Below are 24,394 nucleotides of genomic sequence, written 5' to 3'. Positions count from 1 at the left end.
TTTTGAAAGGATATGAAATGAATGGCTGACAAACAATATTCAGCAGCAGATATGGTAATTGACACTTTAAAAAATAATGGAATTGAATATGTATTTGGTATTCCGGGAGCAAAAATTGACTACTTATTCAATGCATTAGAAGATGATGGTCCAGAATTAATTGTTACACGTCATGAGCAAAATGCTGCAATGATGGCACAAGGAATCGGACGCTTAACTGGTAAACCAGGCGTTGCACTTGTAACGAGTGGTCCAGGAGTGAGTAATTTAACAACTGGATTACTTACTGCTACATCTGAAGGTGATCCAGTATTAGCAATCGGTGGTCAAGTTAAACGCAATGACTTATTACGTTTAACACATCAAAGTATTGATAACGCAGCACTATTAAAATCATCTACAAAATATAGTGCTGAAGTACAAGACCCAGAATCTTTATCAGAAGTGATGACTAATGCCATGCGTACTGCAACGTCAGGTAAAAATGGTGCAAGTTTTATTAGTATTCCACAAGACGTTATCTCTTCACCAGTTGAAGCTAAAGCAATTTCACTTTGTCAACAACCTCAACTTGGTGTACCAGCTGAAAAAGATGTTCAAGCAGTCATTGATGCTATCAAAAATGCAAAATTCCCAGTTTTATTAGCTGGTATGAGAAGTTCAAGCCAAGCTGAAACAGAAGCTATTCGTCAGTTAGTTGAAAAAACAAATCTCCCTGTCGTTGAAACATTCCAAGGTGCAGGTGTGATTAGTCGTGAATTAGAAAATCACTTCTTCGGTCGTGTAGGTCTCTTTAGAAACCAAGTTGGTGATGAATTATTAAGAAAAAGTGATTTAGTAGTCACAATTGGTTATGATCCAATCGAATATGAAGCAAGTAACTGGAATAAAGAATTAGACACTAAAATTATTAATATCGATGAAGTTCAAGCAGAAATCACAAACTACATGCAACCAGTCAAAGAATTAATTGGTAATATCGCTGGTACAATTGAACTTATTTCAGAACATGTTGATGAACCATTTATTAATCAAGATCATTTAGATGAACTTGAAAAATTAAGAGCAGAGATTATTGAGGCTACTGGTATTAAAGCGACGCATAAAGATGATGTGATGCACCCAATTGAAATCATTGAATCTATGCAAAAAGTTTTAACTGATGATACTACAGTAACTGTAGATGTTGGAAGTCACTACATTTGGATGGCACGTAAATTTAGAAGTTATAATCCAAGACATTTATTATTTAGTAACGGTATGCAAACACTTGGAGTGGCACTTCCTTGGGCAATTTCAGCTGCACTTGTCCGTCCTAACACACAAGTTGTCTCTGTAGCTGGTGATGGTGGTTTCCTATTCTCAGCTCAAGATTTAGAAACAGCTGTACGTAAAAACTTAAACATTATTCAATTGATTTGGAATGATGGGCGCTATAATATGGTTGAATTCCAAGAAGAAATGAAATATCAACGTTCTTCAGGTGTAGACTTTGGTGCCGTTGATTTTGTTAAATATGCAGAATCTTTTGGAGCAAAAGGTTTACGTGTATCTAACCAAGAAGAGTTAGAAGCAGCTATAAAAGAAGGTTATGAAACAGATGGTCCTGTATTAATCGATATCCCAGTTAACTACGAAGATAATGTTAAATTATCTACAAACATGTTACCGAATGCTTTAAATTAATTTGAAAGCGTATGTGTTTGTTAAATCATTTTCCAGGATATAAAAAAGAACGCATTCTAGAGAGATAGGTCATCTTTAGTTTGCGTTTCTTAAAGTAATAAGAAATGAATATTAATAGGAGTGAAAAGTAATATGACTAATGTATTGTACCAACACGGAACGCTAGGAACTTTGATGGCAGGTTTATTAGAAGGAACTGCTTCAGTTAATGAGTTACTAGAACATGGGGATTTAGGTATTGGGACACTTACAGGTTCAAATGGTGAGGTCATTTTTATAGATGGTAAAGCTTACCATGCAAATGAACATAAAGAATTTATTGAATTAACTGGCGATGAAATGACACCATATGCTACAGTCACTCAGTTTAAGGCAGACAAAAATTTCAGTATTTCAGATAAAAATCAAGACGATGTTTTTGATGAAGTTAAAAAAGAGATGACAAGCGAAAATATGTTTTCTGCTGTGAAAATTTCAGGTACATTTAAAAAGATGCATGTACGTATGATGCCTGGTCAAGAACCACCTTATACACGTCTTATTGATTCAGCACGTAGACAACCTGAAGAAACACGTGAAAATATCAAAGGTTCTATTGTTGGATTCTTCACACCAGAATTGTTCCATGGGGTGGGTTCAGCAGGATTCCACATTCACTTTGCTAATGATGACCGCGACTTTGGTGGTCACATATTAGAGTTTGAAGTAGATAATGTTAATGTAGAGATTCAAAACTTTGAAACGTTTGAACAACACTTCCCAGTAGATGCGAAATCATTTACTGACGCTGAAATTGACTATCAAGATATTGAAGATGAAATTAGAGAAGCTGAATAACAAAAGTGAATCCCAAAGGCGATAGATAATGTCGCTTTTGGGATTTTTTTATGAATTGATATTCAATTATAAATCTTTGGTTTCTGTAAATTTAAGATGATAAGCCTTTAAGAAAGTATAAACTGTATCTAGATAAGGCGTGTTAAGTTTATGAAATCTAGCCTTTTGATAGATATACCCCTGAATAGCTTCAACCTCTAAGGGTTGCTGATTTAAAACATCATAATACATACTTGTTCCCATTTCATCAGGATAACCTTGATAAATCTTCATAATGTCATCGAGTGTCTGATCTGGAAAATGAATCCCCTCAGATTGAGCAACTTGTAACCCATCGTTAAGAATAGAACGACATATTTCTTTCATATGTGCTGATTGTAATATTTTAGCGGGTTGATGCCCTATAGCCGTAATTGAATTAATTCCCAAGTTAACAAGAAGTTTATACCAAATTTTGTTTTCGATATCACTTTCTAAAATAAGTTCAATCTTAGAAGAAGAAAGCTGTTGTTTTAACTTACGAGTATCTGGTATGTCTTGTAAATGTAAACGATAATCACGAAAGTGAGTGATTTTATCGTTTCTTTTTTGACCACTAATATAGACAACAGCTTGATAAACATGTTGGTAAGGAATATGTTGTGATTGACCATAACCATTTTGGGCTAAGATTATAAGTGAATCTTTATGGGCTATAGTTGGTAATTGCTTAATGACGTTTTGAAGTTGATGTGTTTTAACAGCGATGATTATGACATCGAATGAATGATGCGTGTTATCGTATGAAACAACATCAACGTTTTGTGCTTGAGAAGTATTTTCCGGGAAATAGGTCATTGTTTTATTATGGCGACCAATGAGTTGTGTATCAGGTAAGACAGCTTTTAATTCAGCAGCAATCGTTGTTCCAACAGCCCCTGGACCAATAACGGCAATTGTCATAATATAATTCTTTCCTTTCTTGGTGCAATTCATTATACTATTGCTAATAATAAAGGAAATTGAGGTTGAAATGAATTGAAAACATTAAGTCAATTGATAAAGATGAAAGACGAGCAAACTAAAATTTCTATGGTAACAGCTTATGATTTTCCGAGTGCAAAGCAAGCAGAACAAGCTAGGATTGACATGATCTTAGTTGGAGATTCACTTGGAATGACCGTATTAGGATACGAAAGTACAGTTCAAGTGACCGTTGAAGATATGATTCATCATGGAAAGGCTGTGAGAAGGGGTGCACCTAACACATTTGTAGTTGTTGATATGCCTATAGGGACTGTAGGTATATGCGATGAGGACGATTTGAAATATGCACTTAGACTTTATCAAGCAACACAGGCGAATGCTTTAAAAGTAGAAGGTGCACATCTTGTTTCATTTATTCAAAAAGCAACACGTATGGGTATTCCCATTGTTTCTCATTTAGGACTTACACCACAAAGTGTTGGTGTGATGGGATATAAATTACAAGGAGGAACGAAGGAAGCGGCAGTACAACTGATTGAAGATGCAAAAGCTATGCAAGAAGCAGGCGCAGTGCTTCTAGTATTAGAAGCAATTCCTAGTGATTTAGCTCAAGTTATTAGCCAACAATTAACGATACCAGTGATTGGCATTGGCGCCGGGAAAGAGACTGACGGTCAGGTATTGGTTTACCATGATCTGTTGAATTATGGTATAGATCGACAGGCCAAATTTGTAAAACAATATGCTGACTTTTCAGTTGGTGTGGGTGGTTTAAAACAATATGATAATGAAGTGAAGTCAGGTGAATTCCCTTCAGAAGCTCACACGTATAAGAAAAAGATTATGAGCGAGGTCGACATCAATGACTAAAATCGTTACAACTATTAATGATATGCAAGAGATTGTGAAGTCATACCGTTCTCAAGGGAAGACAATAGGCTTTATACCTACAATGGGAGCATTACATGATGGTCACTTAAAAATGATGCGTATGTCAGTTGAGAACAATGATGTAACAGTCATTAGTGTATTTGTTAATCCTTTACAATTTGGACCGAACGAAGATTTTGATGCATATCCACGTCAAATTGACCAGGATGTTAAAGCTGTAGAAAGTATTAATGTTGATTACGTCTTTTATCCTAGTGTGGAGGAAATGTACCCTGATCAGCTAGATATTACGCTTAAGGTAGGACGTTTAGCTGAAGTGCTTGAAGGTGCACAACGACCAGGGCACTTCGAAGGAGTAGTCACAGTAGTAAATAAACTATTTAATATCGTTAGTCCTGATTATGCTTATTTTGGGAAAAAGGATGCGCAACAGTTAGCTATAATTGAAAAAATGGTTAAAGACTTTAATCATCCTATTCAAATTGTTGGTGTCGATATTGTACGTGAAGAGGATGGGTTAGCTAAGAGTTCTAGAAATGTATACTTAACTCAAGAAGAACGAAAAGAAGCTATTCATTTAAATAAAAGTTTGCAAATTGCACGTGATTTATATGAAAAAGGTGAGAGACAAAGTTGTGTCATCATTCAAAGTATTACTTCTTATTTAAACAACAATACTAGTGGACACGTTGATGAAGTAGCTATCTACAGTTATCCAGAATTAGTTGAACAGAAATGGATGAGCGGACAAGTTTTTATTTCACTAGCAGTTAAATTTTCAAAAGCACGTTTGATAGATAATATGATTATTGGAGAGGGCAAATAATGATAAGAACGATGATGAATTCTAAGATTCATAGAGCGAGGGTCACGGAGTCAAACTTAAATTATGTAGGTAGTATTACGATAGATTCGAATATCTTAGACGCGGTGGATATTTTACCTAATGAAAAGGTCGCTATTGTGAATAATAATAATGGTGCCAGATTTGAAACATACGTTATTGCTGGAGAACGTGGAAGCGGTAAAATTTGTCTAAATGGTGCAGCTTCTCGTTTAGTAGAAGTGGGTGATATCGTCATTATAATGACTTATGCACAATTAAATGAAAAAGAAGTTAAAAATCATTCACCCAAAGTAGCAGTTATGAATGAGTACAATGAAATTATAGAAATGATACATGAGAAAGAGAACTCGATTGTGCTATAAAAAAGTAATACCTAAAACTTAAAGATATATTAAAGATTATTGCTGAGTTACTAATGAGTAGCTCGGCAATTTTTATATTAAAAACTAGGATAACACTAATATTATTATATAAATATAAAATTATATAGATAACAATATAAATATGGTATATAATCTAAAATATCTTAATAGTGGAGGTCCAAACATCTATGAATTGTCCTAAATGTGGCCAGAATATTCAACCAGAAGACGTCTTTTGCGGTAACTGTGGTACTAAGCTTCAATCTGCTACTACAGAAACTACTGGGATAACATCATCAGAAACTACAAATAAAGAGACATTAGATAAACGAACTAAAGAAACTAAGGAGCATGTACAATCAACACTTACGGATGTTAATCATCATCAAAATATTAATCAATCTGTAGTCAATCAAAATGATACACATCATCCTGTTAATCAAACATTTGAACAGGCACGTACAAATGAGAAAGATTTTCTTAATGAATTAAAAGAATTTTTTATTAATGCTTTTAAACGACCAGATCAAGTTATTAAAGATAATCAAACATTTAGTTTTAGAATACTGATTACTCTTATTGTTGCAGGACTACTGTTGATAAGTTTATTTACTACTATGCTTATTCCGAGTCAAGTAGGTTTATTTGAAATACAAAAAGAAGATATCTTACTTAGATTTGTTTTAAGTTTAGCTATTATCTTAGCAATTCATATTGGAATTACATATGCGGTGGTAAGATTAACAGTTATTCCTGAAATCAAGTTCAATAAATTATTATCAGATTATGTAATCATCAATACGTTTACGGTAGCTTTATTAATTTTCTCAGGAATAATTTTTGCATTAAATTCATATAAATTTGCGGCACTTATTTTTATTGTTATGTATCTATTTTTTACAATATCACCCGCGTATATCCTCGGGAAATATAGTTCATTGTATGAAACTAGAATTTCAGGTGTTTACGGCGTGATTATTTTGATATTTACTATAGCCATCATAGCTTTAATCTTTGGGGAAAACGTGATTGAAAGTGTAGTAATGCAAGACTTAAGTAGATTGTTCGGAAGAGTGATTTAATTGAGATTTTGTAAATATTGTGGAAATCCATTAAATCCCAATCATAAAGTATGTACACGTTGTGGTAAACCTACAGGTTACTCTGAACAGTCTATGTCTAGAAATGATGTACGTCTACCTTATCCCCCAGGGCGTTATAGTGATGCTTATCAATTTAAGAAACCGAATAAACCATTAATTATTATTTCAATTTTAGTAGCAGTCATCGCCATTACTTTAATAAGTGTGTTCATATTTTTAAAGCATCAACTGTCTCCAGAACAAAGTGTGGATCAAATTTCAGATGCACTTAAGAAAGAAGACCATCGTCAACTTTCTAAATTACTCACTTCTGATGGAAAGAAGCTTAATGATAATCAAGCACATGCATATCTTCGATTTTTAAAAAATGAAGGAAAATTAAATGAACTTTCTCAAGATTTAAAAGATAGTCTGAAAAATTTGAAGACGTCTAAAGCTAAGACGCATACAATAAGTATCAATCAATTAGCAATTATTAAAATAGAGAAAAATGGTAAACGTTTTGGAGTGTTTGACCATTACACGTTTAATATTCCTAAATATTCTATAGCAATGTATTCACATGATGATGGGAAAATTAATTATGATTACAATGGTCAAACTCATACTATCAATTTAAAAAAGGATGAATCCGTTGAAGTAGGCACATTTCCACTTGGTAATTATCAACTCGATGCCAAAAAACAAGTTGGTAATCAAACATTCAAGGGTAATATAACTATTTTAATGACACCAGCACGTTCTATCGTTAAGGAGAATTTTAAAGAAAAACGCTTTATGATTAAGCCTAATCATACTTATAAAGTAAATGATATTAAGTTGTTTATTAATGATAAAGTTGATGAACGTTTCGATGAAAATAAAGTATATGGACCATACAATTCAAATGATAATATTGTGGTTCATTTAGAGGGAAAAATTGGAAAACATACAGTTAAGACAAATAGTGAACGTGTAGGATTGCCGGAAGGAACTGAAGAGTATAAGACAATCGAACTATCTTTTAATAGTGAAGAAATCAATAAATACGAAGATGAATCTAATGAGTCTGATGACTCTAGTGGCTCTGATAAAGATGACAAAGAAAAGAAAGATAGGGACGATGGCGACAAAGGTATATCTGAAGATCATAAAAGTAAAGATGATGAGGATAAAGAAGATAATACTGAGAAAAGAGTGAAGGCTGACTTAACGCAAACAGAAGCGACAAATATCATTAAGAAGTATGAAAATGATAATTTTGAAAGTAAAGATTATTCTTTTGAGCTGCAACCCTACCAAAGTAGCGGTGAAAATATCGTAAAGGTAAAGAATAATAAAGGGAAACTTGTTTATACATACCGTATTAACACTCCAATTAAATTTATATATAAAACAGACTCTGACAACAACTACATTTCATCAGGAGTCTATGAAGGAATTTAATTACTAAAATAATTTTTAAAAGATGAGCTTTAGGAAGCTTGGGCATAAAATTGTCTTAACTTCCTAAAGCTTTTTTATTTAGTTTTTAGCTTTCAAATCTATTTCTTTAATATAAATTGAATTTGTTAACTAAAGATAATATGAAACCAATGTACTTTGTATGGCTACTAATTAAAAATTAAAAATAAAAGTAATCAATAAAATTTTTGAAATTACTATAGATAACAATATAAATGTAATGGTATAATTTTCAAAGATTTCAAAAATTTAAAAATTGGGAGGGAATTTTATGCATTGTCCAAATTGTGGAAATCCAATTGAAGCGGACGATTTATTCTGTGGGGAATGCGGACATAAAATCGAAAAAAAATCAAAAGCTGTTCATTCTGCAGAATCAGAAATATCCAATGCGGAATCTAAAGACTCGCAAAACGATTCAACAAGAAACTACAATGAAGTATCAAATCTTTCTAAGCAACAAGATAAAACACAAGGTAATCAAAATTCAGAAAGTGATAAACATCAATCAACTACTAATGTTGAAAAGCAGCAAGTTTCATCAACACCACATCAAACTACTAATGAACAACAAAGTCCCGAGCAACATCACACACCTACACACGAACACTATTTACACAACTCCAATCAACACACTAGACAACATTCAAGCCAATTTAGTGAACAAGCAAAAGAAGTGACTCAGGAAAGCAAAGGCTTCTTCAAGAGTGCATTTGTATCGCCAGATCAAATGATTAAAAATAATCATACATTTAGTCTTAAATTAATATTTTCTCTTATTATTGCTGGTTTACTCATCATTGCACTTTTATTGGGAGCGGTGATTCCGACTGAAATTATTTATATTGGCACTTCTAAAGGGACAATCATTTTATCAAGTCTTGTCGGAATAGTATTCTTCTTAGCGATTTTGGTAGGTGCAACATATTTAATCACTCGCATTGTAGTGAGACAACCTATTTCATTTAAAAAGGTGTTATCTGACTATGTATTAATTAATAGCGTATCTGTTGCTGTTATGATGATATCAATTATTATATATATCTTACATTCATATAGATTCGCGTCGTTTATGTTGATGTTATCAATCATTTTATTGGTAGTTTCCGGAGTGTATTTAATTGCAAAATATAGTACAACTCATGATACAAGAATATCTAGCTTTTACGGAGTAGTTATATTTATTATTATCACTTTTATAATTGTAAGTATTTTTGGAGAATCATTCTTTAATCAAATATTTGGAAATTTGATTGATCGTTTAAGTGATATATTTGATGGAGGTATGAATTATTAATGAAATATTGTAGCAATTGCGGAAAGCCTCTTCGTGATGGAGTGAAAGTTTGTACGAACTGTGGAACACCGGTTTATCAACAAGGAAGTAATCAATCACATCACCAGTATCAAAATGACAATAACTATAACCACCACTCAAGAAATGATAATAAGAAAACATGGATTATTGCCTCTATTATCATTGTTGTAATCATCGCACTGATAGCGTTATTCTTGATTTTAAAAAGTCAATTTTCACCGGAAAAGCAAGCATCCCATATTTCTCATGCAATTAAAAAAGACGATGCGAAAGCTTTATCAAAAGAAGTTACTTCAGGCGCAAATAATAGTCATTTAAGCGAAGAAGCTCGTGCGTATTTAAATTTTATTAAAGAGGAAGACGATTTGACGAATGTAGCCAATAACATCGAACAAAATGCTGAAGAGGTTAAAAATAACCATTATAGAAATACAACTGTCGATGCTAATGGAAATAACATATTAAATATTTCTAAAAATGGTAAGAAATTTTTATTTTTTGATGATTATCAATTTAATGTTCCACAGCATTCAGTGAGCTTATTGGCAAGTAATAGTGGGAAGGTAACATATCAATTTGGGGGAGAGAAGCATTCGATATCAGTCGATGAAAATGAAGAAAAAGAACTAGGAACTTTCCCAATAGGTAATTATAATTTGAAAGCTACTAAGAATATTGATGGGAAAAAATTTAAAGGTGCAATCACTATTGATATGAGCGACAATACATCAACTGCTTATGAATCATTTAAGCAAAAGCGTTTTAATGTTTATGTAGATAATGGTTATGCTTTAGATCATATTAAGATATATGCAAATGGCAAGGAAATAGGGGATGAATCATCTTCAGAAACGTATGGACCTTATGACCCAGATGAAGAAGTTGTGGTGCATGCAGAAGGTACATATGAAGGAAAAACCTTTAAATCTAATTCTGTAAATGTTGCTAGTGCTAGCGATGAAGATGGTGGCGTCACAGATGTTGATTTAAAATTTGATGAAGATGACATAGATAAATACGTAGAAGATGATATTGAAAGTGACTCAGACATGGATTCAGATGAGGACGATTCTGGTTCAGGAGAAGTTACTCGTGATAATGTCATTGATAAAGTTGAATCTTATGAAGGACATAAGTTAGATACAAGTGAGTATACGTATAAAGAACCTGAAAAAACAGATGACGGTAATTGGGGTTTTTCATTTACTGATAAAGATGGGGATTTAGCAGGCTCATATACTGTAGATTCTGAAGATGGAGAAGTTACAGAATATGATGAAAATGGCGATGAAGTTGGATCAGGTTATTAATAGTTAATATAAAGCACTAACATAAGTAAGAAAGCTAAAGATGACGTAAGTTATCGTTTATAGCTTCGCTTGCTTAAGTTAGTGCATTTTATTTATTGAGGTATAATTGGGATAATTAATTGAGAATCATAGTTAGCACCAGTATGAATATAGTGATGTCCTTTATTAACTGTTTCATGATGTTCATAACGTGTACTTAAACCAGGAGAGCTAGTGCCTTTAATAATTTCATTTCCTTTTATAACTACAACGAGCGTTTCACCTTGTTTAAAGTAAGTACTTGAAGGTAAAATTTCTATTTCAATTGGTACAATCTCGCCTTTTTTCAATTTTAATTCTTGTTCGTGTTTATGCCATGGTTGTATAATAGTAGATTTTTCATCATCTAATTCACGGTGAGATACTCTTAACCAACCTGTAGCCACTTGTCCTTGTTCAATATGGTTGAAGTCAGGGAAATTAACTTTATTACCTTGTCTATCTAATTTTTTAATACCTGCGAATATATCCATATCATCTGCTTCGTTAGAAGAAACCCATAGTTTTAAATTCATATTTCCAGTTAACTCTGTATCTTCAGAAAATGTATATGTGAAACGTAGTGACTCATTATCTTTTTCAGAGTGATAGTGTGAAACATGAGTTTGTTTTGGTTTATCTAAATTGAGGGAATGACTCTCTCCGTCTAGATATAGAGCTGTATATTGTGTATTAGGTATAGGGAAATCAGATGCTTCACGATAATGTCCTTGATAGAACTTCTCACGGACTTCATAAGTCACAGTTGGGGTATCTTTCCAATCGTTGTCCTCTTTTTTAAGGTAATAATCAAAGAATAACTTTTGCTTCTCTAAATTTTCACGCGCATAATAGCTTTCCCACTCTTTTCGACCATGAACATATAACCATTTATTAACTGAGCTTGCTTGTTTAAAGCCTTCAAATGTACCACGATTGTGTAAACCTTGTGTAGACCAACTGGCACAAGTAAATAACGGAATACGAATTTGAGGAAGAGGTACTTGACGTGCTTTCCAATAGCTATCAAAAAGTGTGTGATCTTTTTGAGCTTGAATTAAACCTTCAATATTTGGATTATTTGGCCATCTAGCGAAAATGCCTTTAATCCAAAAACGGAAAAATCCTGTATCAGGAATTCCGCCATGAAAAGCGACCTCTCTATACATATCATTTAATCCTTCCCAAGGAATCATAGCTTTTAAGTGAGGAGGATTGAGGGAGGCTACCCACCATTGAGTCACTGCTAAATAAGAGACTCCATTCGTTCCAACATTACCGTTGGACCATTCTTGTTGTGACGCCCATTCAATGACTTCATAATAATCTTTAGCTTCACGTTTTGACCAAGGTGATAGAACGCCATTTGAACCTGAACTACCTCTCAGTGCTACTTTGACTACTACATAATCATTTGGTACCCAAAATCCAGGATCAGGGGATTCCTCAGGTGTAAAACTAGATGTTGCTATATTACCTAAGGTAGGCCATTTTGCCCCCATGTTAGTGATTTTAGGTTTGTTATCTTTACCATATGTGTCTGCTGACATGACAACTGGAAAACGACCTTCCTTATTAGGTCTAAAAATATTTAAATATAGAGTTTCACCGTCTTTCATGATAACTTCTACATCTTTTTCCATTATCATCTCTTGATTACCATATTGGACGCTATCTACAACGATATAATTGAGCCCATTATGAACATCATTAACATCAGTTACATTTAATTCTGGATTACCTAATAAATGATTCATTGATGTGACCTCCTTTTATTGAGAATGGTTTTCAATACACTTTCATCTTACTAAGCGTGTTTATAATTAACAATAATCATTTTCTTGAGTTTGTCTAAAACCCAACAGAATGCTTATAATTGTGGAAAGAGATAAAAAGAAGGTGACAAGATGTCTCATGATAGAAGAGTAAGAAAAACACAAACTGCAATTAAAGATGTCCTCATTACATTATTAGAAAAGAAGCGTTTTGAAGAAATTACAATTCAAGAAATATCTGATTTAGCAGACGTAAATAGAAGTACATTTTATACTCACTTTATAGATAAATATGACTTATTAGATAAGATGGAAAATGAGAAAATTGATGAAATTAGAAGTTTTCTCGAGAGTAGTAAGAATGATGACGAAGTGAAAATTTCAGAAAGCCAGTTAAGAGAGACAATGGATTTTGTGATTAATAGTATAGGAGAACATCTAGATTTCTATAAACTTATGTTTAACTTAGGTAAAGAGTCCAATCTACATGAAAAATTATACGAACTATTAACTGGGCATTTGAATCATGTAGTTAACGATAATGATAAAATCGGAGATATTCCATTTCCGTATTTTATGAGTTATGTCTCAGGCGCTGGTTTATCTTTAATACGTCATTGGGTTGAGGACGAAAATAGAATTTCAAAAGATGAATTGATTCAACATTTTTATGAAATCGTTAATAATGGTCCAGCAACACTTATAAGAAGAGAAAAGAGAATTTAATATAGTATTGATAAAAAGTGACACATCTCTACATTGTGAAGTTTGTAAGAGATGTGCCACTTTTTTAATTTGCATGAATATGATTAATTCATTTGAGAATAATCTTGGCCGTTAAGCATCCAACGCACACCATATTTATCAGTAAAAGTTCCCATTTTACCGCCCCAGAATTGCTCTTCTAATGGCATTTCAATGTTGATAGATTCGTGATCTTTAATTTTATTGTAGAAATTCTCAACACGTTCAGAATCTGTTTTATCATTAGTATCAAAATCAATTAATAAAGAAATACCATTATTTATATTATCTACACGTCCAAAAGAATCAGAACATAAGATTTTAACACCTAAAATCTCAAATTCTGCATGCATCGTTGCTTCTTCACCTTGTTCTTTTGTTAAACCAAAATTTTCAGCTTGTTCTTCGCCTACTGCTAATCTGTTTACATTAGTTGCTCCAAAGACGTCTTCATAGTATTCAAGTGCATCTTTTGCTTTATCAAATGATAAATATGGATGTAATTGTGTCATATATTTTAACCCCTTTTTATGAAATATCTTTCTAACGCAATCTTACTATATAATTTTAATAATTCTAATAATATGATTATATAAAAGTGTCGTCTATATTTGACATTTCTAATGTTGTCATATATATTTGACATTAACAAAGGATATTGAGGAGTGAAACGAGATGAGTAATTTTAATGATTTGATGCTTAATTGGATCACAAGTACCTCTACAAAAAAGGATGAAAGAGAAAAGTCAGAACTTAACCAAAAACTAGCAAACATGTTTGCTATTAACTATTTGGTTACAGTTCTAACAATTGTATTCTTTACAATTATTGATATGTATCATCATACAATTACAATGCATACGATAGTGTTATTTGCCGTATTCTTTATATTTAATATTATACTTATCATTAACTTTAGTAAGAATAAACATTTTGAGGAAGCAGCATATTCACCCAAAGAATATAAGAAATTAATAAGAAGATATGGTATCTTGAGTGTTGTATTTATGGTTTATTTTGGTGTTTGCATGACTCTCATCGGTGTGATAATAGATTATTTATGGAATGATCCTATTGATTGGAGCGGCCATTTACTGAATGGGCTTATATCCGGAGTAATATTTGGTGGCTTAATGTTTTGCATTTATTTAGTTAAGGTTAAAAAGGAATTCTAGTTTGTTAAATAATAAACATGAACACAAGTATAGTTGATTAAAAAAGTAAATTGTTTTAGTAATTATTACTTTGATGATAGACAACCTCTCTTTATACATCATGTTATTATATAATAAAGTTAATATATAATAAAAATTTGTGTTAAAGGGAGGTTTTATTATGATTGAAGCGGATAAAATTTTGGCAAAAATGAAAAACCAGAAGATTAATTACGATAGAGTACTAAGAAAAATGATATCTCAGTGGCAACGTGATGGGGAACGCCCACGTATCTTATTACATAGTTGTTGTGCACCATGTAGCACATATACTCTAGAATTTTTAACTCAATATGCTGATATTGCAATTTACTTTGCGAACCCAAATATTCATCCCAAGAATGAATATCTAAGACGTGCTAAAGTTCAAGAACAATTTGTTAAAGATTTCAATAGTAAAACAAATAGCAATGTCGAATACATTGAAGCAGAATATAAACCACATGAATTTATGAAGATGGCTAAAGAGAAAGGGCTAACTGATGAGCCAGAGGGTGGATTGAGGTGTTCAGCATGCTTTGAAATGCGATTAGAAATTGTAGCTCAAGCAGCTGTTGAATATGGTTACGACTATTTTGGAAGTGCCATAACACTCTCTCCAAAGAAGAACGCACAACTTATTAATGAACTAGGAATGGATGTTCAAAATATTTATAATGTTAAATATTTGCCTAGTGATTTTAAAAAGAATAAAGGATACGAACGTTCAATTGAAATGTGCAAAGACTATCATATTTTTAGGCAATGCTATTGTGGTTGCGTCTTTGCTGCAATGAGACAGGGTATTGATTTTAAACAAATTAATAAAGAAGCAAAGGCATTTTTACAACAATTTTAATTAATATAAAATCCCAAATGTACAGATAATATTTAAGACAATACTATCTTATTACATTTGGGATAATTTTTTTAAAACTATATCATTCTGTGTATAAATCTAAAAATCGCTAAGCCTGCTATTGCAATCATCGAGATAAGTGAGAATATCTTAAACTTTCTACTTTCCGTCTTTGTTTCTGATTCTCCTGATTCCATCATTTCACGCAGTTCACGTTCAATATCTAAATCGAGGTCTGTTTTACGGTAACCATTCAAACCTATTCTGTCATCATTAGATTGATGATTGGGCTTTTCAGAAATCGTTTGTTGGTTAGTTTGAGATGTTGTCTCTTTCTTCTCATCACGCATATTGTTGCCTCCTAAATTCTTGAAACATATACCTTTCTTTAGTATAAATCGTAAATATTATAAGTAAAGAAATTTCAGGAGTATTAACTAAACGTTCATTTTTTTGAAATATTTTAAAGCGTTATAATTATTTAAAGTTTATGCGTCTAAACCAATAATATCGCTTATGTTTTGATATCCATTTTTAGATAAATATTTAGCAATGTCTCTATTCATTGACTTAGTTAAACCTGGACCTTCAATGACTAGAGAAGAATAGATTTGTAATAAAGAAGCACCATTTCTTAACATTTTAATTGCGTCTTCAGAGCTAAAGATTCCACCTGTTCCGATAATTAAGAATTTACCTTTAGTTTGTTGATACGCGTATTTAACGAGTTTTAAATTGCGTTCGAATAAAGGTTTACCACTTAATCCACCTTCTTCAGTTTTATTCTCAGAAATTAAACCGTCACGTTGACGAGTCGTGTTAGCTAGTATAACGCCATCAAAAGTCTTAGTTATGGAAGGTAAGATGTTTTTGAATCCTTCAAGTTCCATATCTGAAGTTAATTTCAAGAATATAGGTACGTTGATATCATTTTCAGATTTAAAAGTAGTGAGCGCTTCGCAAAGCATCGTGAATTCATCTTTATCATGGAAATTCTGTAAATTCTCAGTGTTAGGTGAGCTGATATTAACTGTGAAGAATGTCACGTCATTCTTAAATGTATCGATAACTTTTATATAATCTTGATAACGGTCTTCGTAAGACGTCTTCTTATTAACACCCACATTTAATCCTACTGGGATCGTATAGGCATGACGACGTAAATGACTAAGTGCTTTATTCATCCCTATATTATTGAAGCCCATACGATTAATTAACGCGTCATCTTCAATTAAGCGATACATACGTGGTTTAGGATTCCCTGGTTGCGGTTTAGGGGTAATACCACCTAATTCTATGGCTCCAAAACCAACATGCTCTAATGCTTTAGGTACTTCACAAGATTTATCGAATCCTGCAGCGAGACCAATGGGATTATTAAATTTGATGCCATGAATGGTTTGAGAGAGTGATGGGTGATTGTAATTAAAAATTTTGTCCATGATAGGATAAATTTTCGGAACTCTTTGTACCATTTTCAATGCATCAATGGTAAGGCCATGTGCTTTTTCAGGATCTAATTTAAATAATAAAGGTTTAACTAATTTATACATGTTAACGCTCCTATTTCATTATATTTGAGGCTTACTATCCTCAATTTAATATATTTGAAATACATTCCTTTTATAGACTAGCATTTTAATAAAAATTTTCATAGCTAAATTAGTGAAAGTTGAAAATTTGACTTAATTCTAAGGTCAGTTTTATTTCATATATACCGATTACTTTTAAAAGATTAATTATAATGAGAGTTGGCAATATAATAAGGTATAACGACAAACTTCTTAAGAAGGTGAAAGTATGAAAGCAGAATGGAAAGAGAAACTCCCCCTAGACGGAGTGAAAGACATCTCACCAGTAAGTGGTGGTGATGTTAATGAAGCATTCAAAGTTACAACTACTGAGGATGATATCTCCTTTTTACTTGTTCAGCGTAATCGTCCAGAGTCATTCTATGCGGCTGAAATAGCTGGCTTAAATGAATTTGAGAACGCAGGTATCACAGCACCACGTGTGATTGCTAGTGGTGAAATTAATGGAGATGCTTATCTTATTTTGAGCTATTTAGAAGAAGGTGGAAGCGGAAGTCAAAGAGAGCTCGGTCAGCTTGTAGCTAAGATGCATAGTCAACAACAAGAAGAGGGTAAATTTGGTTTCAGTTTACCACATGAAGGCGGAGATATTTCATTTGATAATTCATGGACTGATAGCTGGAAAGAACTTTTCATAGAAAGAAGAATGGATCATTTAAGAGATGAATTGATGCGTAAAGGGTTGTGGAATGAAGAAGATAATAAAGTCTATGAAGAAGTAAGAACTGTGATGGTAAATGAACTTGATAGTCATGAAAGTAAGTCATCTTTATTACATGGTGATTTATGGGGCGGTAACTATATGTTTTTAACTGATGGTAGCCCTGCACTATTTGATCCTGCACCATTATATGGTGACAGAGAATTCGATTTAGGTATTACGACGGTTTTTGGTGGATTTACTCAAGATTTTTATGAGGAATATGAAAAGCATTTTCCTTTAGCCAAAGGTGCACATAAAAGATTAGAATTTTATCGATTATACTTATTGATGGTTCATTTAGTTAAATTCGGTAATATGTACGCAGGTAGTGTTAATCGCTCAATGGATACAATTTTAAAATAAAAAGATTCCCCACACAGGCTCTAATGATGATATATATGAGCGCTTGTGCGGGGTAATTTTACATCTTAATAAATTAAAGTTCCATTTTATCTAATAATGATTTGCCATTGTCATAAAGCATATGAATTTTTGAATCAATTGTAATTAAATCTGTAGATTCAAATTCATTCGCTAACATTGAGACTACTTGGTCCGTTGTGTATGGTGCATCAGAACCATATACAATTTTATTTTTATCAACCATTTCTAATAGAGTAGGTAATTGATATGGTAAAACCTTACCGGCCAAATCGAAGTAAAGTTCTTTCATTACTTGTTCTAAATCATCAGGTTGCTTCTCTGATCCAAACATCTTGTTGCCCATCGCTACGCGTTGTGCGATTACTGGGAGTAAAGCACCACAATGAGGTACAATCCACTTAATATTCGGATACTTACTAAATACATTCTTTTGACTCATATAAATAATTGTACGAGTTGTATCAAAGATAAATTCCATAAGTGGCGGAGGTACTTCTTCGCTCATCGCTTTAATAGCTGGCTTGGGTTCATTCGGATGAATGGCTACAGTTGCTTGACGTTCATTTAATCTTTCAAATATCGGCGCTAAACGCTCATCACCTAAATATACGCCACGTGCATTCGTTGGTAACGTGAACCCTAACGCATGCTGTTCATCTAATGCTTTATCTATAAATTGAACACTCTGATCGACTAAGGGCAGGGGTAATGTTGCGAAGAAACCAATACGTTCGCTATGTTCCTGCACGATATTTGAAGCATAGCCGTTCACTTCTTCAGCAAGTTTTAACATCTCGTCATCAGGTGCAACGCTAATGTGCGGGCTCGAAATCGATAATACACCATATTCAATATCTTGTTTCTTCATTAATTCTAAATATGATTCTACTGAAAATGGGGGCGTCTTAACGCCGTCACCTTCACCATTAAAATAGTCATCAAGAAATTGGCTATAACCAGGTGAAATGTAATGTGCATGTAAATCTATCTTCTTCATTGAGCAAACTTCCTTTATAGAAATAACTGATTTTAAATATTTTGTATATTGTTACGATATTTTAAAACTAGGTAGCAGTTCTGAATATAAGAGTAAACGTTACTTATTTATTTTGAGTATGGTTTATAACTCTAATGTTTCTCTTCTTCATCAACTTTCTCAGTTAACCATTTATCTAATTGGCGATAGTATTTATTAACTTCATCAGGTCTATCTATACCTGGTAAGTCATGGTTAACATCATACCCTAGTTCATTGAGCGCATATGATAAACAAGCATAACTTTCTCGGTATTCACTAAATTCTGAGTTAGGTAAATTAATGGTCGTTGGAATGACAGGAGTTAATTTATCTTTTTCATAAATACAACTTAAATGAGAAATATACCAAACGTCATCATTGTCTTTTTCAAGACAGTAGATAATTTTAGTGTCTGAATCCAATTGCATTTCTACGTTTTTAATATCTACTCGAAACTGGATTGTTGCTTGCATAATTGCTACAGCACGATGGTTATTAATCCACATTTGTGTATTATAAATTTGATGTGGCGCGTATCGATTCATTTCTTCAGAGGAGGATACAAATTCTTCACCAGTACCATTAAACCAAGAAATGCTCACATGTGAGTCTTTAGCGAAACAAGTTCTCATGCTATCCCATAAGGCATTATCGCGACAAAAACGTTCGAATTGAATTAATTCTAAAATGTTTTCTTTATCTAACAAAGTTTCTTGAGTATAAGGTTTATTTCTTTCAAATAACATTTAATAAACTCCCTTTAATACTTTAAGCTAAGATTAGTTCCAAATTTTGAGTAATACTTCTGCGAATCCTTCAGGCTTTTGTACATAACCTAAGTGACCACCAGGGATATCTACAATATTAATTCCCGTTTCATCTTTAATATAGAAGTTGACTTCTTGAGGGAAAGAACCTTTGGAATCAGTCCCATTAAGTAATGTGATGATATCTTTATGCTGATTTAAATCTTCTAAAGAGATATCAGATTCTGTGTATTGGCGGATTTCATATTTAAACCAACCTAACATTTCTTCAAAACGTTTTTTACTCTCTGCATCATCTTCTGCTTGAGCAGGTTTAGACATTGATTGTGCATCAATAGAACTAATATTTAATGTTTCACCGAAAAGTTTCATAGCTTGAGGCATGCCTTCATTCACAGCAATATCAATAATTTCAGCATTCTTATCTTGCCAATATTTAGCATTCGGTAAGAATGTATTAATCGGTGGTTCATGAAATGCAATTTGCTTCACAACATCAGGATGTTCTTTAAGGACATGCATTGCAACGATAGCACCTGAACTTGAGCCTAAAACATATACGGGTTCGTCACTTAATGACTTAGCTAATTCAGCAATATCTTGTGCATCACGTTTCACGCGATAACGACTCTCTGGGTTAGATACTTCCTCTGGTAATGATTCAGTTAATTCACTTTGTCCATATCCTCGACGATCTACAGCTACAACTGTAAATTTTTCTTGTAATTGTTTAGCTAGTGGCATGTAGATATCACCAGTTCCATTCGCACCAGGGATTAAAATAAGAAGTGGTCCACTGCCAACTTTATGATAACGTAATTTTGCGCCTTGCAATTCTAATGTTTCCATCATTGAAACCTCCATTTAAATATTTTTCGTATTAAAGAAAAGACACACTTATATATTTCGTGTAAGTGTTACTCAAGACCTAATAATTTAGCTCCGTTTTTATAGCTGATTTTTTCTTTTTCCTCTTCAGTTAAATCTAATTCGTCTAGGAATGTACCCAATTTTTCAGGTTCAACATAAGGATAATCTGCTGAATATAAAATTCTGTCGACGCCGACTTCTGCTTTCACTAGATCAAATTGTGGTTTAGTTAACATTCCACTTGGCGTAATATAGAAGTTATTTTTGAAATAATAACTAATAGGATGTTCTAGATGGTCAGCAAATAAAATATCATCCATACGTTCTAAGAAGAATGGAACAAATTCGCCCCAGTGACCGATGATCATGTTGAGGTTAGGGTGACGGTCAAATACACCTGATAGCACAAGGTGAATGGCATGAATACCTACATCTACGTGCCAACCATAACCGAAGCAAGCAAATGTAGCTGCTGTGACGTCTGAGTAGTTACCTTTGTAATAAGCTTGGTAAACATCGCTTTGAACTGGAGAAGGGTGTAAATAAATAGGAACATTTAACTCTTCAGCTACAGCAAAGATGCCATCATATTCATCTTGATCTAGGAAGCCACTCTTAGGATGTCCCATAATTAATGCGCCTTTAAAACCTAATTCTTTTACACATCGTTTAAATTCTTCTTCTGCTGCTTTAGGTTCATTAATTGGTAATGTAGCAAATCCTACAAATCGATCTGGGTGTTCATTGATATATTGTGCTAACGTATCATTTGCTTGTTTACATAATTCAATTGCGCGTTCGCCTTCAAGATTGGAAGGGGCGCCATTTCCATAAGATAATACTTGCATTTCAACGTCATGTTTATCCATGAATTGAATACGTGCATCATGATGTTTGATTTCATCTGCATCAGTAAAACCAGATTTTTCTTCAAGGCCTTTTAACATCGTTTGCATAGGTACACCTTTAGGATCAGATGTCATATGTTTCATTGTTTCTTTTTGTATATCCTCAACAACATAATGTTCTTCAAAGTTTATACTTTTCATTGTGTATTTCCTCCCTAAGATAATAAATATCTTAATAACTAATTATATATGTGTAATTTTCATTGATTTCATTGAAAATTTTTCCCGTTAAACATGAGGCCAAACTTGTTAATGATTTACCACGGCATTGTGCCATTATCATCAATAAATGTTCCTGTAGGACCATTTTTATCAATAGTAGCAAGTTTTATGATAGGTTTTACACCTTCTGAAGCAGGTTTAGAGTTGTTACTGAAATCACCAACTAAATCAGTATTAGTAGAACCTGGATCTGCTGCATTAATTTGAATGTGTGGTAAGCCTTTAGCATACTGTACAGTCATCATTGTGACCGCTGATTTAGAAGAACAATACGCAAGTGAATTAACTTGCGATTCAGCAGTATCTGGGTTTGTAACCATTCCAAATGAACCCAATCCGCTACTCACATTTACAACTACAGGCTGCTCTGATTTCTCTAATAATGGAATAAAGGTATTCATCATGCGTACGATACCAAAAACATTTGTGTTATATACCTTTTCGACGTCTTTAGCAGTAAAATCAGCGACTTTAGCGAATCCTCCTGAAATACCGGCATTGTTTATAAGTACATCAACACGGCCTTCTTTATTTGAAATAGTTTCAAAGGCTTGTTGAACTGATTTATCATCACTTACATCTAGTTGAACATAGTCGACGCCTAATTCTTTTGAAGCTTGTTGACCACGTTCTTCATTTCTAGATCCTATATAAACCTTGTAGCCTTTCGCTTTTAATTCTTTAGCTGTCTCATAACCTAAACCTTTATTTCCACCAGTAATTAACGTAACTTTTTCCATTCATGAACACCTCAATTAATTTAAATATAGTTTTATTAAGTTATCTCTTATTTCATTATTTGAAAGTTGTCTTTTATTTTTTTGAATTTCATAAGCTTTAGTAGAAAGTGATTTTAATAACATATCAGTTTTGAATATGGCCCAAGAATCATCCTCGCCATCTTTAAATAAATCATAGTAAAAATTAAATAAATCAGAAAAAAATTGGCTTTGATGAAATTGAGACTTACTATTACTTTCCTCAATACAGTTTAATAAATCACTATTTTCATATTTAAATGTCAAAAAAACATCTAGGGAGTGTTCCATCTTCTCTTCTTTAGAATTAGATGAAGTAGCTACATCATTCATTTTTTGAATAATTTCATCGAAATCATGCTCGATAATGTGATAACACAAATCGCTTTTATCCTTAAAATGCCGATAAAGTGTTCCCATACCGATACTAAGTTCTTTAGAAATTCTATTCATACTGATTGTCTCAACGCCGTATTGTTTAAATAGTTCGATCGCTTTATTCTCGATACGTTGACGGTTTAGAAGAGCATCTTTACGCAATGTATTCACCTACTTAATGAGCTAATGTTGACAAACGGATAATGCTCCGTTTATTATAAATCTCACTTACTTAGAATTCAAATATAATGCTAATTAAAAAATAAGATGAAAGTGGGACACTATAATATGTCACTAAATAAAGAGCAAAGACGTATCACTGCTATAGAATTACGAGAACATTTCCATAATTCAACTTTAAATATTGAAGACATAGCAAATAAAATGAGTATTTCGGTTGAAGAAGTGGAAAAGGTATTAAACATGAATACTCCTAGCGGTTTCTTTGGTAATCAGTTACAAAGATTTATCCATCGCGTTTGGGATGTTCGTGACATTATAAATTCAAATATTAAAGAAAATGGTCAAACACCTGAAGAATATACTTATTTAAAAGGCGAAAAAGAAGATTATTGGTTCTTACAATAGGAGAGATAAACATGAGTAAAAGTATATTAGTCATTGGTTCAACTGGTAAACAAGGAAATGCTGTTGTTAAACAATTATTGGAAGATGGTTGGCATGTGCGTGCGTTTACTAGAAATAAAAATAATGAAAAATTAACATCAATTCATAATGATAAATTAGAGATTTTTGAGGGCGATTTGAGTGATAGAGAAAGCTTGACTCAAGCGATGGCTGACCAATATGGAGTATATAGCGTTCAGCCTATTATTCCAGACCATGTTGAAGAGGAATTAGAGCAAGGTGAACATATTATCGAAACTGCTGAAGAACAAGGAGTTAAGTATGTCGTTTATAGCACAGCGGGTGGTGTAAATCGTGATAGAACAGGTCCTCACTTTGAAGCATTAGCACAATTAGAAAATAAGATAAAAGCATCTCGTTTAGATTTTACAATTATTAAACCATCGTTTTTTATGGATAACTTCTTAAGAATCACTAAAGTTTCAGATGGAGAAATTAAAATACCAGAATTTATTAATCCTGAAGTGAAATTTTCAATGATTTCTTCTATCGATATTGCTAAAATTGCGTCAGCACTTTTCAAAGATCCTAAAACATATAATCATCAAGATATAGAAATTGCTTCTGATGAGCTGACTCTAAATGAAGTAGTCAAAACTTTTGCAACCGTAACAGGTAAACCAACTGAAATTGAAGGCGAATTTACGAGTGGCACTGCTGAAAGAAGTTGGCTTGAAAATAAAGGTTATGTTATAGATTTTGTACAAATGGAACGTCTTAATCCCACGCGCTTAACACTTGATGAATGGATTGCTCAAGCGGCATTTTAAACTTGAAATCGTCTAATTATAAA

26 protein-coding genes are annotated in these 24,394 nt (G+C 32.9%); 15 read left to right on the top strand and 11 right to left on the bottom strand.

Annotated elements, in window-relative coordinates; translation table 11 throughout:
- Positions 1 to 21 precede the first annotated feature (21 nt).
- Both alsS and budA read left to right on the top strand, forming a co-directional pair.
- On the top strand, positions 22 to 1,686 hold the full coding sequence (alsS, locus tag CM54_RS08370) for an acetolactate synthase AlsS (RefSeq protein ID WP_037550605.1): 1,665 nt from the start codon (positions 22 to 24) through the stop codon (positions 1,684 to 1,686).
- A gap of 132 nt (positions 1,687 to 1,818) precedes the next feature.
- Complete coding sequence (gene budA / locus CM54_RS08365; protein WP_037550602.1) at positions 1,819 to 2,523, top strand: acetolactate decarboxylase; 705 nt, start codon at positions 1,819 to 1,821, stop codon at positions 2,521 to 2,523.
- A gap of 66 nt (positions 2,524 to 2,589) precedes the next feature.
- Here budA and CM54_RS08360 read toward each other — a convergent pair whose 3' ends face one another.
- A complete protein-coding gene (locus CM54_RS08360; protein ID WP_037550599.1) occupies positions 2,590 to 3,465 on the bottom strand; it encodes an oxidoreductase in 876 nt (291 codons plus the stop codon).
- 75 nt (positions 3,466 to 3,540) lie between these two features.
- Here CM54_RS08360 and panB point away from each other — a divergent pair, with 75 nt between their 5' ends.
- The 7 genes from panB to CM54_RS08325 all read left to right on the top strand — a co-directional run bounded on the left by panB (position 3,541) and on the right by CM54_RS08325 (position 10,763).
- The gene (gene panB, locus CM54_RS08355; protein ID WP_037550596.1) at positions 3,541 to 4,359 is read left to right on the top strand and encodes a 3-methyl-2-oxobutanoate hydroxymethyltransferase; all 819 of its coding nucleotides are present in this window, start codon (positions 3,541 to 3,543) and stop codon (positions 4,357 to 4,359) included.
- Positions 4,352 to 5,206, top strand: coding sequence for a pantoate--beta-alanine ligase (panC, locus tag CM54_RS08350; RefSeq protein WP_037550595.1), 855 nt, complete (start codon positions 4,352 to 4,354; stop codon positions 5,204 to 5,206). Before panB ends, panC begins: the two co-directional genes overlap by 8 nt.
- Positions 5,206 to 5,589: an aspartate 1-decarboxylase gene (gene panD, locus CM54_RS08345; protein WP_037550592.1), complete on the top strand. Its 384-nt coding sequence runs from the start codon at positions 5,206 to 5,208 to the stop codon at positions 5,587 to 5,589. The genes panC and panD overlap by 1 nt, the downstream gene beginning before the upstream one ends.
- Before the next feature lie 188 nt (positions 5,590 to 5,777).
- Positions 5,778 to 6,671, top strand: a complete 894-nt coding sequence (locus CM54_RS08340) for a zinc ribbon domain-containing protein (RefSeq protein WP_037550589.1) — start codon at positions 5,778 to 5,780, stop codon at positions 6,669 to 6,671.
- On the top strand, positions 6,672 to 8,117 hold the full coding sequence (locus CM54_RS08335) for a TcaA second domain-containing protein (protein ID WP_037550586.1): 1,446 nt from the start codon (positions 6,672 to 6,674) through the stop codon (positions 8,115 to 8,117).
- A gap of 289 nt (positions 8,118 to 8,406) precedes the next feature.
- Positions 8,407 to 9,432, top strand: a complete 1,026-nt coding sequence (locus CM54_RS08330) for a zinc-ribbon domain-containing protein (protein ID WP_037550584.1) — start codon at positions 8,407 to 8,409, stop codon at positions 9,430 to 9,432.
- Complete coding sequence (locus CM54_RS08325; protein ID WP_037550581.1) at positions 9,432 to 10,763, top strand: zinc ribbon domain-containing protein; 1,332 nt, start codon at positions 9,432 to 9,434, stop codon at positions 10,761 to 10,763. The genes CM54_RS08330 and CM54_RS08325 overlap by 1 nt, the downstream gene beginning before the upstream one ends.
- A 92-nt stretch (positions 10,764 to 10,855) precedes the next feature.
- Here CM54_RS08325 and CM54_RS08320 read toward each other — a convergent pair whose 3' ends face one another.
- Entirely contained in the window at positions 10,856 to 12,538 is a 1,683-nt protein-coding gene (locus CM54_RS08320) for a CocE/NonD family hydrolase (protein WP_037550578.1), read from the bottom strand.
- A 150-nt stretch (positions 12,539 to 12,688) separates the two neighbouring features.
- Here CM54_RS08320 and CM54_RS08315 point away from each other — a divergent pair, with 150 nt between their 5' ends.
- Complete coding sequence (locus tag CM54_RS08315; RefSeq protein WP_037550575.1) at positions 12,689 to 13,282, top strand: TetR/AcrR family transcriptional regulator; 594 nt, start codon at positions 12,689 to 12,691, stop codon at positions 13,280 to 13,282.
- Positions 13,283 to 13,365: 83 nt separating this feature from the next.
- Here CM54_RS08315 and CM54_RS08310 read toward each other — a convergent pair whose 3' ends face one another.
- Positions 13,366 to 13,812 carry a VOC family protein gene (locus CM54_RS08310; RefSeq protein ID WP_002454069.1) on the bottom strand — a complete coding sequence of 149 codons (447 nt, stop codon included), beginning with the start codon at positions 13,810 to 13,812 and terminating at the stop codon, positions 13,366 to 13,368.
- 163 nt (positions 13,813 to 13,975) lie between these two features.
- On the opposite strand from CM54_RS08310, the gene CM54_RS08305 reads away from it, so the two are divergent.
- On the top strand, positions 13,976 to 14,476 hold the full coding sequence (locus CM54_RS08305) for a hypothetical protein (protein WP_037550571.1): 501 nt from the start codon (positions 13,976 to 13,978) through the stop codon (positions 14,474 to 14,476).
- Between the two features lie 160 nt (positions 14,477 to 14,636).
- The gene (locus tag CM54_RS08300) at positions 14,637 to 15,353 is read left to right on the top strand and encodes an epoxyqueuosine reductase QueH (RefSeq protein ID WP_002432766.1); all 717 of its coding nucleotides are present in this window, start codon (positions 14,637 to 14,639) and stop codon (positions 15,351 to 15,353) included.
- Between the two features lie 77 nt (positions 15,354 to 15,430).
- Here CM54_RS08300 and CM54_RS08295 read toward each other — a convergent pair whose 3' ends face one another.
- Positions 15,431 to 15,703: a hypothetical protein gene (locus CM54_RS08295; protein WP_037550568.1), complete on the bottom strand. Its 273-nt coding sequence runs from the start codon at positions 15,701 to 15,703 to the stop codon at positions 15,431 to 15,433.
- A gap of 138 nt (positions 15,704 to 15,841) precedes the next feature.
- Positions 15,842 to 16,906, bottom strand: a complete 1,065-nt coding sequence (locus CM54_RS08290) for a quinone-dependent dihydroorotate dehydrogenase (RefSeq protein WP_037550565.1) — start codon at positions 16,904 to 16,906, stop codon at positions 15,842 to 15,844.
- Between the two features lie 247 nt (positions 16,907 to 17,153).
- On the opposite strand from CM54_RS08290, the gene CM54_RS08285 reads away from it, so the two are divergent.
- Complete coding sequence (locus tag CM54_RS08285) at positions 17,154 to 18,011, top strand: fructosamine kinase family protein (RefSeq protein WP_037550562.1); 858 nt, start codon at positions 17,154 to 17,156, stop codon at positions 18,009 to 18,011.
- Between the two features lie 73 nt (positions 18,012 to 18,084).
- Here CM54_RS08285 and CM54_RS08280 read toward each other — a convergent pair whose 3' ends face one another.
- From CM54_RS08280 to CM54_RS08255, 6 genes are all read right to left on the bottom strand, one after another.
- On the bottom strand, positions 18,085 to 19,029 hold the full coding sequence (locus CM54_RS08280) for an amidohydrolase family protein (protein WP_037550559.1): 945 nt from the start codon (positions 19,027 to 19,029) through the stop codon (positions 18,085 to 18,087).
- A 131-nt stretch (positions 19,030 to 19,160) separates the two neighbouring features.
- Complete coding sequence (locus tag CM54_RS08275) at positions 19,161 to 19,796, bottom strand: nuclear transport factor 2 family protein (RefSeq protein WP_037550556.1); 636 nt, start codon at positions 19,794 to 19,796, stop codon at positions 19,161 to 19,163.
- Between the two features lie 33 nt (positions 19,797 to 19,829).
- The gene (locus CM54_RS08270; RefSeq protein ID WP_037550554.1) at positions 19,830 to 20,666 is read right to left on the bottom strand and encodes an alpha/beta fold hydrolase; all 837 of its coding nucleotides are present in this window, start codon (positions 20,664 to 20,666) and stop codon (positions 19,830 to 19,832) included.
- 68 nt (positions 20,667 to 20,734) lie between these two features.
- Positions 20,735 to 21,736 (bottom strand): amidohydrolase family protein, encoded by a 1,002-nt coding sequence (locus CM54_RS08265; protein WP_002432761.1) that lies wholly within the window; start codon positions 21,734 to 21,736, stop codon positions 20,735 to 20,737.
- A 116-nt stretch (positions 21,737 to 21,852) separates the two neighbouring features.
- The gene (locus tag CM54_RS08260) at positions 21,853 to 22,557 is read right to left on the bottom strand and encodes an SDR family NAD(P)-dependent oxidoreductase (RefSeq protein ID WP_037550551.1); all 705 of its coding nucleotides are present in this window, start codon (positions 22,555 to 22,557) and stop codon (positions 21,853 to 21,855) included.
- Between the two features lie 15 nt (positions 22,558 to 22,572).
- A complete protein-coding gene (locus CM54_RS08255) occupies positions 22,573 to 23,115 on the bottom strand; it encodes a TetR/AcrR family transcriptional regulator (protein ID WP_037550548.1) in 543 nt (180 codons plus the stop codon).
- A gap of 126 nt (positions 23,116 to 23,241) precedes the next feature.
- Here CM54_RS08255 and CM54_RS08250 point away from each other — a divergent pair, with 126 nt between their 5' ends.
- Both CM54_RS08250 and CM54_RS08245 read left to right on the top strand, forming a co-directional pair.
- Positions 23,242 to 23,541, top strand: coding sequence for a DUF2316 family protein (locus CM54_RS08250; protein WP_037550545.1), 300 nt, complete (start codon positions 23,242 to 23,244; stop codon positions 23,539 to 23,541).
- Positions 23,542 to 23,552: 11 nt separating this feature from the next.
- Complete coding sequence (locus CM54_RS08245) at positions 23,553 to 24,371, top strand: NmrA/HSCARG family protein (protein WP_023351090.1); 819 nt, start codon at positions 23,553 to 23,555, stop codon at positions 24,369 to 24,371.
- The last annotated feature ends 23 nt before the right edge of the window (positions 24,372 to 24,394 follow it).

This window comes from Staphylococcus sp. TE8, assembly GCF_000692055.1.
In the GTDB taxonomy this organism is placed as follows: domain Bacteria; phylum Bacillota; class Bacilli; order Staphylococcales; family Staphylococcaceae; genus Staphylococcus; species Staphylococcus capitis.
The sequence above is the reverse complement of the archived record's forward strand: the minus strand, read 5'-3'. Positions and strand labels throughout refer to the sequence as shown.

Excerpts from the sequence above, each read along its gene's own strand:
- CM54_RS08330 (WP_037550584.1), top strand. The coding sequence starts at position 8,407 with ATGCATTGTCCAAATTGTGGAAATCCAATTGAAGCGGACGATTTATTC.
- panD (WP_037550592.1), top strand. The coding sequence starts at position 5,206 with ATGATAAGAACGATGATGAATTCTAAGATTCATAGAGCGAGGGTCACG.
- CM54_RS08310 (WP_002454069.1), bottom strand. The coding sequence starts at position 13,812 with ATGACACAATTACATCCATATTTATCATTTGATAAAGCAAAAGATGCA.
- CM54_RS08290 (WP_037550565.1), bottom strand. The coding sequence starts at position 16,906 with ATGTATAAATTAGTTAAACCTTTATTATTTAAATTAGATCCTGAAAAA.
- panC (WP_037550595.1), top strand. The coding sequence starts at position 4,352 with ATGACTAAAATCGTTACAACTATTAATGATATGCAAGAGATTGTGAAG.
- CM54_RS08305 (WP_037550571.1), top strand. The coding sequence starts at position 13,976 with ATGAGTAATTTTAATGATTTGATGCTTAATTGGATCACAAGTACCTCT.
- CM54_RS08265 (WP_002432761.1), bottom strand. The coding sequence starts at position 21,736 with ATGAAAAGTATAAACTTTGAAGAACATTATGTTGTTGAGGATATACAA.
- CM54_RS08260 (WP_037550551.1), bottom strand. The coding sequence starts at position 22,557 with ATGGAAAAAGTTACGTTAATTACTGGTGGAAATAAAGGTTTAGGTTAT.
- CM54_RS08245 (WP_023351090.1), top strand. The coding sequence starts at position 23,553 with ATGAGTAAAAGTATATTAGTCATTGGTTCAACTGGTAAACAAGGAAAT.
- CM54_RS08360 (WP_037550599.1), bottom strand. The coding sequence starts at position 3,465 with ATGACAATTGCCGTTATTGGTCCAGGGGCTGTTGGAACAACGATTGCT.
- CM54_RS08275 (WP_037550556.1), bottom strand. The coding sequence starts at position 19,796 with ATGTTATTTGAAAGAAATAAACCTTATACTCAAGAAACTTTGTTAGAT.
- CM54_RS08280 (WP_037550559.1), bottom strand. The coding sequence starts at position 19,029 with ATGAAGAAGATAGATTTACATGCACATTACATTTCACCTGGTTATAGC.
- CM54_RS08295 (WP_037550568.1), bottom strand. The coding sequence starts at position 15,703 with ATGCGTGATGAGAAGAAAGAGACAACATCTCAAACTAACCAACAAACG.
- alsS (WP_037550605.1), top strand. The coding sequence starts at position 22 with ATGGCTGACAAACAATATTCAGCAGCAGATATGGTAATTGACACTTTA.
- CM54_RS08270 (WP_037550554.1), bottom strand. The coding sequence starts at position 20,666 with ATGGAAACATTAGAATTGCAAGGCGCAAAATTACGTTATCATAAAGTT.
- CM54_RS08285 (WP_037550562.1), top strand. The coding sequence starts at position 17,154 with ATGAAAGCAGAATGGAAAGAGAAACTCCCCCTAGACGGAGTGAAAGAC.
- budA (WP_037550602.1), top strand. The coding sequence starts at position 1,819 with ATGACTAATGTATTGTACCAACACGGAACGCTAGGAACTTTGATGGCA.
- CM54_RS08320 (WP_037550578.1), bottom strand. The coding sequence starts at position 12,538 with ATGAATCATTTATTAGGTAATCCAGAATTAAATGTAACTGATGTTAAT.
- CM54_RS08300 (WP_002432766.1), top strand. The coding sequence starts at position 14,637 with ATGATTGAAGCGGATAAAATTTTGGCAAAAATGAAAAACCAGAAGATT.
- CM54_RS08340 (WP_037550589.1), top strand. The coding sequence starts at position 5,778 with ATGAATTGTCCTAAATGTGGCCAGAATATTCAACCAGAAGACGTCTTT.
- CM54_RS08325 (WP_037550581.1), top strand. The coding sequence starts at position 9,432 with ATGAAATATTGTAGCAATTGCGGAAAGCCTCTTCGTGATGGAGTGAAA.
- CM54_RS08250 (WP_037550545.1), top strand. The coding sequence starts at position 23,242 with ATGTCACTAAATAAAGAGCAAAGACGTATCACTGCTATAGAATTACGA.
- CM54_RS08315 (WP_037550575.1), top strand. The coding sequence starts at position 12,689 with ATGTCTCATGATAGAAGAGTAAGAAAAACACAAACTGCAATTAAAGAT.